Below are 11,758 nucleotides of genomic sequence, written 5' to 3'. Positions count from 1 at the left end.
TCCATCAGGCAGATCCCCAGACATTACTCACCCGTCCGCCGCTCGCCGGCGGGGAAGCAAGCTCCCCCGCTGCCGCTCGACTTGCATGTGTTAGGCCTGCCGCCTAGCGTTCAATCTGAGCCATGATCAAACTCTTCAATTTAAAGTTTGATGTGTTTTCCGAAGAAAACGGTGCTCAAAGAATTTACTGTTAGTTCATATGAATTAACTGTTGTCACTCTTCAAGACTTTCACATAATTTTTTAGTGAAGTGTCCTGCGAGTGCCCACACAGATTGTCTGATTGATTGTTAAAGAGCAGTGCGACCGGCTTACAGCCTGCTGTCGCGAGGTGGCGTATACTACGCTTTCCTCATTCAGAGTCAACGACTTTTTTCTCGTTTTCCCCGCCTCACACCGCGCTGGCTCATCGCCGTTGCCGTGTCAGTGGATGCGCATTATAGGGAGTTCCTCGCAGGCCGCAACCGGTATTTTTGATTAAATCGCGCGTTCGCTGCATTCCACAGCAAAAGTGCCGCTTATACCTTATTTTGCACAGAGTTATCCACAACTCAGGCATTTTTTGAAATTTGGCGAGCATCACGCAAACGTTTTCGCTACAATTCCCCACCTGATGAATAACGCGTATCCGTGAGCGCGTTAGCTGAATATCGGTGACTCAATCCGTATTTTTCTTGATGTGACCGCCACTATTCACGTAACGCTCTTTAAAGTAAGAACCTAAGTCAGGGGATCAAACCATCATGCAACAACGTCGTCCTATCCGTCGTGCTTTGCTCAGCGTGTCTGACAAAGCCGGTATCGTCGAATTCGCCCAGGCGCTGTCACAACGAGGCATTGAGCTGCTCTCTACCGGCGGCACTGCACGCCTGCTGGCCGACGCCGGCCTGCCGGTGACAGAAGTCTCGGATTACACCGGTTTTCCGGAAATGATGGACGGACGCGTCAAAACCCTGCATCCCAAAGTGCATGGCGGCATTCTGGGTCGCCGCGGTCAGGATGACGCCATCATGACCCAACACCATATCCAGCCGATCGACATGGTGGTCGTTAATCTTTATCCGTTCGCCCAGACCGTCGCCAAAGCCGACTGCACGCTGGAAGACGCCGTAGAAAATATCGATATCGGCGGCCCGACCATGGTGCGTTCCGCGGCCAAGAACCACAACGACGTGGCTATCGTGGTTAAAAGCAGCGACTACACGGCTATCATCACCGAGATGGACGCCAACGAAGGTTCTCTGACTTACGAAACCCGTTTTGATCTGGCAATCAAAGCATTCGAACACACCGCCGCTTACGACAGCATGATCGCCAACTACTTTGGCAGCAAGGTTCCGGCCTATCACGGCGATACCACTCAGCCTTCCGGCCGCTTCCCACGCACGCTGAACCTGAACTTCATCAAGAAGCAAGACATGCGTTACGGCGAGAACAGCCACCAACAGGCTGCCTTCTATATAGAAGAGAAAGTCGCTGAAGCATCGGTGGCAACCGCTCAGCAGCTACAGGGCAAAGCGCTTTCCTACAACAACATCGCCGATACCGACGCCGCGCTGGAGTGTGTGAAAGAATTTGCCGAGCCGGCCTGCGTGATCGTCAAGCACGCCAACCCGTGCGGCGTGGCGATTGGCGGCTCGATTCTGGACGCCTATGAGCGCGCCTACAAAACCGACCCGACATCGGCGTTTGGCGGCATCATCGCCTTTAACCGCGAACTGGACGAAGCCACCGCGCAAGCCATCATCAGCCGTCAGTTTGTTGAAGTGATCATTGCCCCTTCCGCCAGCGAAGCCGCGCTGAAAGTCACCGCCGCTAAACAGAACGTACGCGTGCTGACCTGCGGTCAGTGGCAACAGCGTACGCCGGGGCTGGATTTCAAACGCGTCAACGGCGGCCTGCTGGTGCAGGATCGCGATCTCGGCATGGTAGAAGCAGCCCAGTTGCGCGTGGTCACCGAGCGCCAACCGACCGAAGCCGAGCTGCGCGATGCGTTGTTCTGCTGGAAGGTGGCGAAATTCGTTAAATCCAACGCCATTGTTTACGCACGCGACAATATGACCATCGGCATCGGCGCCGGTCAGATGAGCCGTGTTTACTCGGCCAAAATCGCCGGTATCAAAGCGGGTGACGAAGGTCTGGAAGTCAAAGGTTCCGTCATGGCGTCCGACGCATTCTTCCCGTTCCGTGATGGTATCGATGCAGCGGCGGCCGTAGGCATCACCTGCGTGATTCAGCCGGGCGGATCCATTCGCGATGATGAAGTCATCGCCGCAGCCAATGAACACGGCATCGCGATGCTGTTTACCGACATGCGCCACTTCCGTCACTAATCCGGAGTTATGACGATGAATATCTTGATTATTGGTAATGGCGGCCGCGAGCACGCGCTGGCCTGGAAAGCAGCCCAGTCTCCACTGGCCGACAAGGTTTACGTCGCGCCGGGTAATGCCGGCACTGCGCTGGAACCGACGTTGGAGAATGTGAACATCGCCGCGACCGACATCCCGGCGCTGCTGGATTTTGCTCGCCAGAACGCTATCGGCCTGACCATCGTCGGCCCGGAAGCGCCGCTGGTGATTGGCGTGGTTGACGCCTTCCGCGCCGCCGGTCTGAACATTTTCGGCCCGACGCAGGCGGCCGCTCAGTTGGAAGGCTCCAAAGCCTTTACCAAAGACTTTCTGGCTCGCCAGCACATCCCAACGGCGGAATACCAGAATTTCACCGACATCGAACCGGCGCTGGCTTATATCCGCCGCAAGGGTGCGCCTATCGTCATCAAGGCGGACGGTCTGGCGGCCGGTAAGGGCGTAATTGTCGCCATGACGCTGGAAGAAGCGGAAAATGCGGCCACCGACATGCTGGCGGGCAATGCGTTTGGCGATGCCGGTCACCGTATCGTGGTCGAAGAGTTTCTGGACGGCGAAGAAGCCAGCTTTATCGTGATGGTGGATGGCGAGCACGTGCTGCCGATGGCAACCAGCCAGGATCACAAACGCGTTGGCGACAGAGATACCGGCCCGAACACCGGCGGCATGGGCGCTTACTCACCCGCGCCGGTAGTGACGGATGAGGTTCACCAGCGGGTAATGGACCAAATTATTTGGCCAACCGTGCGCGGCATGGCGGCCGAAGGCAATGTCTATACCGGCTTCCTGTACGCGGGCCTGATGATTTCCCCGGACGGTCAGCCGAAGGTAATCGAATTCAACTGCCGTTTCGGCGATCCGGAAACCCAGCCGATCATGCTGCGTCTGAAATCCGATCTGGTGGAGCTGTGTCTGGCGGCTTGCGACGGCAAACTGGATGAGAAAACCTCTGACTGGGATGCGCGCCCGTCATTGGGCGTGGTGCTGGCGGCAGGCGGCTATCCGGCCGATTACCGTAACGGCGACGTGATTTCGGGCCTGCCGACGCAAGATGCGGCCGATGGCAAGGTGTTCCATGCCGGCACCAAACTGAATGGCGACGACGTGGTGACCAACGGCGGGCGCGTGTTGTGCGTGACGGCGCTGGGTCACAGCGTAGCCGAAGCGCAGCAACGCGCCTACGAGCTGGCTAAGCCGATCAGTTGGGAAGGCAGTTTCTGTCGCAGCGACATCGGCTATCGCGCCATCGCTCGCGAGCAGCAAGCCTGACGATAGCGCTCAGATCTCAACAAGGGGTCATGCCTGACGGGCTGGCCCCTCCTTTACTTGTTTTACCGCTCATCGTCTTCCCTGATTACCACGCCTCGGCTGTGGGTTCCCAACGACAGAAATCCGTCTCCGCCACCTGCAACAATTGCGTTCCTTCCGGTGACGCCAGCCAGGCAACGCTAAGCGGTGCGGCGGCGCGTTCGGCTTGCTGTGCGATCCAGGACAGCGAAGAGCGGTCCAGCTCCGGGCGTACCGTTTTTCCGTCGCACGTAGTCACCTGCCCTGCATTCCAGCGCCCCTGCATCAGTGATACCTTGCCCGCGCGCAGGGAATCGCTCAGTTCCAGCAAGCGCCGGGCATCGAACTGGAACAGCGCAATCTCGTCTTCCGACAGCGACTCTCGCCGGTCTGGCAACTGGCGCTGCATGTAACTGACGGTTCCCGCCTGATCAAAACGCAGCCTGACTTCTTCCCGCGCCGATGCAGAATGGGTCTGCTGGACCTCACGCAACGCGCCCTGCTGGAAGCGGTAACGGGTGATCCGGGCTTCCTTTCCTGATAGCGGGCTGAGAGCCGTCACCAGTGTGGTGAGATGCTGCTGCGCATCGTCTTTACGCCACAACCGCACCACGCCGCTATCGGCCAGGTAGCCGCTGGCATACACGGCGGGCGGCGGCGTCGAGGAACTACAGGCGCTCAGCCAGCACACCAGCGCCGGAACGGCAAAGCGGATGTGCCGTCTGCAAAAAAGCAAAAGGGGCGAAATCGCCCCTCTGCTTAAACCTTGTATCAGCATGCGCTTATTTGACAGCGTCTTTCAATGCCTTACCGGACACAAACGCAGGCACGTTAGCGGCAGCAATTTTGATTTCTTTACCAGTCTGCGGGTTGCGGCCAGTGCGCTCGTTACGATGATTGACTTTGAAAGTGCCAAAACCAACTAATTGTACTGCATCACCTTCTTTCAGAGACTCCGTGATTGCTGCCAGAGTAGCTTCCAGGGCAGCTTTAGCCTGGGTCTTGGAAAGGTCAGCTTTGTCAGCAATTACATCAATCAGTTGAGTCTTATTCATAAGTTATCCTTACAGTGTGTTTATCGCTTGCTAAGCATCGAGTGCGACGGATATGCCATCTCCCGTCATACTTCGAGCCACAGGTGCGTTGGCTTTCCTCGCTCACCCCATTCACTTACTCAAGTAAGCTCACGGGGATTCGCTGCGTCGCCGTCTTCCTGCAACTCGAATTATTTTGGGTGTAGTAGCACTCTCCTGCATACACGCACCGACAGCCACTTTTATTACGCCCCCCAAATGTAGACCAGACAGGGTGCGGATGTGAAGCCTAAAGACAGGCCATTTCAGGCCTTAAATCACGTTTTATCGCGTTATTGATACAAATTTATCCCAATGTTACTAATTCCTGACTCGCGCAGGTCGGCGCGCAGGCCTTTTATCAGCTCGACGTCGCGTTCTTCGCAGTCGGCCAGCAGGCGGAAAATCTCCCACTGGATGTCCCATTCTTCTTCAACGGCAGGCACAACCTTCAGTTCTTCATCGGTCATTTCCCGACCCGCCTGCGTCATCTCCAGCATCGCTACGGTGCGGATCGAAGTTTCGCTGATGGTAATGGCATGCTCCAGCGTTTCGCCGCTCAAACGCGAATGCAGCAGCTCGCTCAGCGCAACGCAAGCGTCAATGGCCGGGTATACGCCATAAATGTCGTAATCGTCTGCGGCAGGAATCGCATCTTCCAGCTTTTCCAACTGACTGTCGAAATTAACCTTGGCGTCCTTGACCACCAGCGTTTCCCACACCAGGTCCAGTATGCGCCGGTAAAGCTGCGCATCTCCAAAACCCGTTTGCTGACAAAACTCATGGTAGTTGGGGTACATACGTTCACAAAGACAGGCCATAAAGGTGACATGCTGCCAACTTTCCAGCTTTTCCAGACGCAAATGAATGGGGTTACGTAACATTGTTCATCTCAATAATAATGGGCGGCAGTGTAACGAAAATCGCCGCACCGCCATATACCTGAATTCCTAAAGTTTCCTGCCCGGCATTATCCTACAGGCCGGCCTGACGTTGCCAGCGCTGAAACGCCGGACGGTTGGACGCCACCGCATCCGCCCAGCGGGTAGGTTCCGGCAGGCGATAGCCGTTCATGCAACGCATCACCCACTGCAACGCGCTGTCTATACCGACACGGTGACCGGTGGAGACAAACAGCGGATTGCAACGAGCTTTGCTGCGCCATACCCAGCCGATCTGCTCGTCCCGATCCAGCAACGGCTGGCGACTGCCCACCGCGTCCGCCAGCGGCGCAAACTGCCCGCACAGGCGCCGTTTGGCGACGCCGATGGTCGGCACGTTGACCAGCAAACCAAAATGGCTGGCGACGCCCAGACGACGGGGATGAGACACGCCGTGCCCGTCGACAAACAGCAAATCCGGCCGGTGTTGCAACTGCTCCCACGCCGCCAGCAGAGCCGGGTATTCGCGAAACGACAGGAAACCGGGGATATAAGGCATGATAGTCGGAATACGCGCAATCTGGTATTCCACCAGTTGCAGCGATGGATAGGTCAGCACGGCCAGCGCGGCGCGGGTTACCGCGCCGTCCTGCTCGAAACCGACATCGGCGCCGGCGATCAGCGTCGGCTGTTCAAAAGGCACATCGTCATGACGAATCACCTGAACCGCTTTGTCACGTTGTTCTTCGCGCAGCGCCTGCATATCCATCAGGCGAGGTCCTGATGATACGGCGCGGATAAGCGGTGTACCGCCTCGACGAAAGCGCCGGCATGCTCTGGCGGTACGTCCTGATGAATGCCGTGCCCCAGGTTAAACACATGGCCATTGCCGGCGCCGAAGCCGGCCAGAATGGCAGCGACTTCCTGCTCGATGCGGGCAGGCGGCGCATACAGCATCGACGGGTCCATGTTGCCCTGCAACGCCACCCGATCGCCGACGCGACGGCGCGCATCGGCAATATCGGTGGTCCAGTCCAGCCCCAGCGCATCGCAGCCGGTATCCGCCATCGCTTCCAGCCACTGACCACCGCCTTTGGTGAACAGCGTCACCGGCACCCGGCGACCGTCGTTTTCTCGCAGCAGGCCGTCGACAATCTTGTGCATGTAATGCAGCGAGAATTCACGGTAATCAGCCCCGCTCAGCGCCCCGCCCCAGGTGTCGAAAATCATCACCGCCTGCGCGCCGGCCCGAATCTGGGCGTTAAGGTAGAGCGTCACGCTGTCCGCCAGCTTGTCCAGCAACAGATGCAGCGTGCGCGGCTCGGTAAACATCATCTTCTTGATCACGGTGAAGGCTTTGCTGCTGCCGCCTTCCACCATATAGGTCGCCAGCGTCCACGGGCTGCCGGAAAAACCGATCAGCGGCACCGCGCCCGCCAGATTACGGCGAATCGTCCGCACCGCGTTCATTACGTAGCCGAGCTCCAGCTCCGGGTCCGGCACCGGTAGTTTTTCCACGTCGGCATGACAGGTGACCGGCGAGGTAAAACGCGGCCCTTCGCCGGCTTCAAAATACAGCCCCAGCCCCATAGCGTCGGGTATGGTGAGAATATCGGAAAACAGAATGGCCGCATCAAGGTTGTAGCGTCGCAGCGGCTGTAACGTCACTTCGCAGGCCAGCTCGGCATTCTTGCACAGCGACATGAAATCACCGGCTTGCGAGCGAGTCGCGCGGTATTCCGGCAGGTAACGTCCCGCCTGACGCATCATCCATACCGGGGTCACATCCACAGGCTGACGCAACAGCGCACGCAAATAGCGATCGTTTTTCAGATCAGTCATGGTCTTTTCCTTGTAACGCCTGCTTGCAGGCATGATTGTCGCTGGCGACGACCGATCAGCGATCGGCCTCGCGGCACAGCACTACCGTGTCTTCAATCAGACGCCGGGCTACCGTACCCGGCGGCGGCAATTCCGGCAAGCGATCATAACGGAACCAGTCGGCATCCCGCAGTTCGGACGGATCGGCTTTCACCTCGCCCCCGTCGTAGTCGGCCATGAACGCCATCATCAGCGAATGCGGAAACGGCCAGGGCTGGGAACTGACGTAACGCAGGTTCCTGACGCGGATATTGCTCTCTTCCATCACTTCCCGCGCCACCGCCTGCTCCAGGGTTTCCCCCACTTCCACAAAGCCGGCCAGCGTTGTGTACATGTTTCCTTTATGGCGCAAGTGCTGCGCCAGCAGAATCTTGTCGTCGCGGCGAATCGCTACAATCACGCAGGGGGCAATCTGCGGGTAGTAACGCTCTTTGCAGTGCGCGCACAGGCAGGCCAATTCGGTGGTGCTGACCGACATCTCATGGCCGCAGTAACCGCAAAACCGGTGCGAACGATAGAATTCCGCCAGTTGCACCGCGCGGCCCGCCAGTTGGAACAACCCGGCATCCTGATCCAGCAGTTGACGCACCGAACCCATGTCGCTGGTCTTATCCTGCAGCACCAGCCATACCGGTTCCCCCTGCCACTCGCCAATCCGGCGGGCGGACTGCTGCTGCAACTGCCACTGCGCCGCCGTTCCCTGCGGCAATTCGCCCTGAGGCAGCCAGATCTGATGGCGGTGATACACCACCCACCATCCGCGTTCTTCACCCTTCAGCGTCACTTCCATCTCTTTTATTGCCCCGCTTATTACCAGATTGGCGTTTTACGACTATGGTTATAAATAATGACACGACTAACTGTCATCATCCTATCGATACCCGGAGTCAACCATGCTGAAACAGTTGCAACGTCTGACGGAGAACGTTGGCGGCAATTATGCCTTGATCGATCAGTGGTTGCTGGCCCGCAAACATCTTCTGTTGGCCTATTACCACCTGCTCAGCATTCAGACAGGGAAAATACCGGAAGCACGGACGCTGGATGAATTTTGCCATCATCTGGTCGACTATCTGTCTGTCGGTCATTTCCATGTCTACGAGCGCATGTTGCAGGAAAACATCATGCATAACGACAGAAAGCTGACGCAAGCGTCGCACTTTGATGTTGCGCTACGCAGCAACACCCAGCAAATCATGGATATTTACGACAGCCATCTGGCGTTTTTCATCGAGCCCGTCGACAGTCAGGAATTTCGCCAGACATTATCCGGCGTGGGTGAAGCATTGGCAATGCGCTTCACCCTGGAAGACAGCCTGATCCGACTGATGTTCGATCATTGACGGCACATAGTCACAGCGCATAGAGTGTCAGAGTTTTAGTTCGCCCCGTGAAGGGGCGATATCTTGTCGGAGTGCCCAACACGCCGTATGGCGCGTGGGCTGAGACCGTTAATTCGGGATCCGCGGAACCTGATCAGGTTAAGACCTGCGAAGGGAACAAGAGTAATCACATTGCCAGCCCCGGGCGCAACGTCCACGTTGCCGCCGCAGCCGCAAGACCCGGCATCACATGATTGCCGTTGCCAGCGGGCCAGCATCCGACCATTACTCCCTCCGAGCTCCAGACAAGCAATTTTTCCTTTTAATGAACAGGAACTTGCTATGTCTACAGAACCAACCCAGTCTACAGAACAGAATGTTTCCGGAGAAAAGAAATCCTCCGGCCGTCGCGAACAACGCGCCGCCGCCCAGCAGTTTATCGATACGCTGCGCGGGTCGACCTTTCCCAACTCGCAGCGCATTTATCTGACCGGCTCACAGCCGGACATCCGCGTGCCGATGCGGGAAATCCAGCTTAGCCCGACGCTGGTGGGCGGCAACCGCGACAATCCGCGCTATGAAGCCAACGAAGCGGTGCCGGTGTATGACACCGCCGGCCCGTACGGCGACCCGGCCACCACCCCGGACGTACACCGCGGGCTTGGCAAACTGCGTGCCGACTGGATTGCCGGGCGCGACGACACCGAAGCCTTACCGAAAGCCAGCTCCGGCTTCACCCAACAACGGCTGGCGGACATCGGCCTCGACCATCTGCGTTTTGAACATCTGCCGCAGCCTAAGCGCGCCAAAGCCGGTCGCCGCGTTACCCAGTTGCACTACGCCCGTCAGGGCATCATCACGCCGGAGATGGAATTCATCGCCATCCGCGAAAACATGGGGCGCGAGCGCGTGCGCGGCGAGGTACTGCGCCAGCAGCATCCGGGCCACAGTTTCGGCGCGCTGCTGCCGGACAACATCACGCCGGAGTTCGTGCGTCAGGAAGTGGCCGCCGGGCGCGCCATCATCCCCGCCAACATCAACCATCCCGAATCGGAACCGATGATCATCGGCCGCAATTTTCTGGTAAAGGTGAATGCCAATATCGGCAACTCCGCCGTGACTTCGTCTATCGAAGAAGAAGTGGAAAAACTGGTGTGGGCCACCCGCTGGGGCGCGGACACGGTGATGGACCTGTCCACCGGGCGCTATATCCATGAAACCCGCGAGTGGATCCTGCGCAACAGCCCGGTGCCGATCGGCACGGTGCCGATCTATCAGGCGCTGGAAAAGGTCAACGGCATCGCGGAAAACCTGACCTGGGAACTGTTCCGCGACACCTTGCTGGAGCAGGCGGAACAAGGGGTGGATTATTTCACCATTCATGCCGGCGTATTGCTGCGCTACGTACCGATGACCGCCAAACGCCTGACCGGCATTGTGTCGCGCGGCGGCTCGATTATGGCCAAGTGGTGCCTGTCGCACCATCAGGAGAACTTCCTGTACCAGCATTTCCGTGAAATCTGCGAAATCTGTGCCGCCTATGACGTCGCGCTGTCGCTGGGCGACGGCCTGCGCCCCGGTTCCATTCAGGACGCCAACGACGAAGCGCAGTTCGCCGAACTGCACACGCTGGGCGAACTGACCAAAATCGCCTGGGAATACGACGTACAGGTGATGATCGAAGGCCCCGGCCATGTGCCGATGCAGATGATCCGCCGCAACATGACCGAAGAACTGGAACACTGCCACGAGGCGCCGTTCTATACTTTAGGCCCGCTCACCACCGATATCGCGCCCGGTTACGACCACTTCACCTCCGGCATCGGCGCGGCGATGATCGGCTGGTTCGGCTGCGCCATGCTGTGCTACGTCACCCCGAAAGAGCATCTGGGGTTGCCGAACAAAAACGACGTCAAACAAGGTTTGATCACCTATAAAATTGCCGCCCACGCCGCCGACCTGGCGAAAGGCCACCCCGGCGCGCAGATCCGCGACAACGCCATGTCCAAAGCACGTTTTGAATTCCGCTGGGAGGACCAGTTCAATCTGGCGCTGGACCCGGAAACCGCCCGCGCCTACCACGACGAAACCCTGCCGCAGGAATCCGGCAAAGTAGCCCATTTCTGCTCGATGTGCGGACCGAAATTCTGTTCGATGAAGATCACCCAGGAAGTGCGCGATTACGCCGCCCGTCAGGAAGCGCAGCCGCAGCCGGTGGACGTCGGCATGGCGCAGATGTCGGCCGAATTCCGCGCCCGCGGCAGCGAGCTGTACCACACCGCTACCAGCCTGCCGCAGGAAGAACGCTGATGAACGGCGCTTTTCCCGCTACTGACGCCCGGCTGGGGCTGTATCCGGTGGTTGCCAGCGTAGAATGGATCGAACGTCTGCTGGCAGCCGGCGTCCGCACCATCCAGCTACGCATCAAGGATCAACCGGCGGATCGAGCCGAACCCGATATCATCCGGGCGATCGCGCTCGGCCGTCGCTATCAGGCCCGGCTGTTCATCAACGACTACTGGCAACTGGCGGTGAAGCATCAGGCCTACGGCGTACACCTTGGGCAGGAGGATCTCGACACCGCCGATCTAAACGCGATTCGCGCCGCCGGGCTGCGACTCGGCGTTTCCACCCATGACGACGCCGAACTGGCGCGCGCCGTCGCTATCTCGCCGTCTTATATCGCGCTGGGCCATATCTTCCCCACCCAAACCAAAGCGATGCCGTCTGCGCCGCAAGGGCTGGTCGAGCTGGCCCGCCATATCCGCGCGCTGGACGGACGCTTTCCCACCGTCGCCATCGGCGGCATCAGCATTGACCGGGCGCCGGCGGTGCTGGAAACCGGGGTCGGCAGCATTGCCGTGGTCAGCGCCATCACGCAAGCGACGGACTGGCGCGCCGCCACCGCAACGCTGCTGCAACTGATTGAAGGACGGGAGGCGTAAC

General features: G+C 58.5%; 11 protein-coding genes and 1 riboswitch. Of the genes, 5 read left to right on the top strand and 6 right to left on the bottom strand.

Annotated elements, in window-relative coordinates; all coding sequences use genetic code 11:
• Window positions 1–742: 742 nt before the first annotated feature.
• Window positions 743–2,332, top strand: a complete 1,590-nt coding sequence (purH, locus tag DXX3274_RS01905; protein ID WP_038663278.1) for a bifunctional phosphoribosylaminoimidazolecarboxamide formyltransferase/IMP cyclohydrolase — start codon at window positions 743–745, stop codon at window positions 2,330–2,332.
• Between the two features lie 15 nt (window positions 2,333–2,347).
• The gene (purD, locus tag DXX3274_RS01900; protein ID WP_042858274.1) at window positions 2,348–3,637 is read left to right on the top strand and encodes a phosphoribosylamine--glycine ligase; all 1,290 of its coding nucleotides are present in this window, start codon (window positions 2,348–2,350) and stop codon (window positions 3,635–3,637) included.
• An 85-nt stretch (window positions 3,638–3,722) separates the two neighbouring features.
• Here the strand turns inward: purD and DXX3274_RS01895 are convergent, their stop codons facing one another.
• The 6 genes from DXX3274_RS01895 to nudC all read right to left on the bottom strand — a co-directional run bounded on the left by DXX3274_RS01895 (window position 3,723) and on the right by nudC (window position 8,280).
• Entirely contained in the window at window positions 3,723–4,433 is a 711-nt protein-coding gene (locus DXX3274_RS01895; protein ID WP_084478664.1) for a DUF1481 domain-containing protein, read from the bottom strand.
• A gap of 4 nt (window positions 4,434–4,437) precedes the next feature.
• Entirely contained in the window at window positions 4,438–4,710 is a 273-nt protein-coding gene (gene hupA / locus DXX3274_RS01890; protein WP_012882985.1) for a nucleoid-associated protein HU-alpha, read from the bottom strand.
• A 311-nt stretch (window positions 4,711–5,021) separates the two neighbouring features.
• The gene (locus tag DXX3274_RS01885; RefSeq protein ID WP_042858273.1) at window positions 5,022–5,612 is read right to left on the bottom strand and encodes a YjaG family protein; all 591 of its coding nucleotides are present in this window, start codon (window positions 5,610–5,612) and stop codon (window positions 5,022–5,024) included.
• 91 nt (window positions 5,613–5,703) lie between these two features.
• A complete protein-coding gene (nfi, locus tag DXX3274_RS01880; RefSeq protein ID WP_042858272.1) occupies window positions 5,704–6,378 on the bottom strand; it encodes a deoxyribonuclease V in 675 nt (224 codons plus the stop codon).
• Window positions 6,378–7,451, bottom strand: coding sequence for a uroporphyrinogen decarboxylase (gene hemE, locus DXX3274_RS01875; RefSeq protein ID WP_042858271.1), 1,074 nt, complete (start codon window positions 7,449–7,451; stop codon window positions 6,378–6,380). Before hemE ends, nfi begins: the two co-directional genes overlap by 1 nt.
• 55 nt (window positions 7,452–7,506) lie before the next feature.
• Window positions 7,507–8,280: an NAD(+) diphosphatase gene (gene nudC, locus DXX3274_RS01870; protein ID WP_042858270.1), complete on the bottom strand. Its 774-nt coding sequence runs from the start codon at window positions 8,278–8,280 to the stop codon at window positions 7,507–7,509.
• Between the two features lie 103 nt (window positions 8,281–8,383).
• On the opposite strand from nudC, the gene DXX3274_RS01865 reads away from it, so the two are divergent.
• The 3 genes from DXX3274_RS01865 (at window position 8,384) to thiE (ending at window position 11,757) form a co-directional block, all read left to right on the top strand.
• A complete protein-coding gene (locus tag DXX3274_RS01865; RefSeq protein ID WP_042858269.1) occupies window positions 8,384–8,833 on the top strand; it encodes an Rsd/AlgQ family anti-sigma factor in 450 nt (149 codons plus the stop codon).
• 57 nt (window positions 8,834–8,890) lie between these two features.
• Window positions 8,891–9,006, top strand: a riboswitch (TPP riboswitch).
• Window positions 9,007–9,154: 148 nt separating this feature from the next.
• The gene (gene thiC, locus DXX3274_RS01860; RefSeq protein ID WP_042858267.1) at window positions 9,155–11,122 is read left to right on the top strand and encodes a phosphomethylpyrimidine synthase ThiC; all 1,968 of its coding nucleotides are present in this window, start codon (window positions 9,155–9,157) and stop codon (window positions 11,120–11,122) included.
• Window positions 11,122–11,757, top strand: a complete 636-nt coding sequence (thiE, locus tag DXX3274_RS01855; protein ID WP_042858265.1) for a thiamine phosphate synthase — start codon at window positions 11,122–11,124, stop codon at window positions 11,755–11,757. The genes thiC and thiE overlap by 1 nt, the downstream gene beginning before the upstream one ends.
• Window position 11,758: the final 1 nt, after the last annotated feature.

The sequence above is a fragment of the Dickeya sp. NCPPB 3274 genome, from assembly GCF_000406205.1.
GTDB lineage: Bacteria > Pseudomonadota > Gammaproteobacteria > Enterobacterales > Enterobacteriaceae > Dickeya > Dickeya fangzhongdai.
This window is presented reverse-complemented; position numbering and strand designations above follow the sequence as displayed.

Coding starts and splice junctions, on each gene's coding strand:
- purH (WP_038663278.1), top strand. CDS start 743: ATGCAACAACGTCGTCCTATCCGTCGTGCTTTGCTCAGCGTGTCTGAC.
- purD (WP_042858274.1), top strand. CDS start 2,348: ATGAATATCTTGATTATTGGTAATGGCGGCCGCGAGCACGCGCTGGCC.
- DXX3274_RS01895 (WP_084478664.1), bottom strand. CDS start 4,433: ATGCTGATACAAGGTTTAAGCAGAGGGGCGATTTCGCCCCTTTTGCTT.
- hupA (WP_012882985.1), bottom strand. CDS start 4,710: ATGAATAAGACTCAACTGATTGATGTAATTGCTGACAAAGCTGACCTT.
- DXX3274_RS01885 (WP_042858273.1), bottom strand. CDS start 5,612: ATGTTACGTAACCCCATTCATTTGCGTCTGGAAAAGCTGGAAAGTTGG.
- nfi (WP_042858272.1), bottom strand. CDS start 6,378: ATGGATATGCAGGCGCTGCGCGAAGAACAACGTGACAAAGCGGTTCAG.
- hemE (WP_042858271.1), bottom strand. CDS start 7,451: ATGACTGATCTGAAAAACGATCGCTATTTGCGTGCGCTGTTGCGTCAG.
- nudC (WP_042858270.1), bottom strand. CDS start 8,280: ATGGAAGTGACGCTGAAGGGTGAAGAACGCGGATGGTGGGTGGTGTAT.
- DXX3274_RS01865 (WP_042858269.1), top strand. CDS start 8,384: ATGCTGAAACAGTTGCAACGTCTGACGGAGAACGTTGGCGGCAATTAT.
- thiC (WP_042858267.1), top strand. CDS start 9,155: ATGTCTACAGAACCAACCCAGTCTACAGAACAGAATGTTTCCGGAGAA.
- thiE (WP_042858265.1), top strand. CDS start 11,122: ATGAACGGCGCTTTTCCCGCTACTGACGCCCGGCTGGGGCTGTATCCG.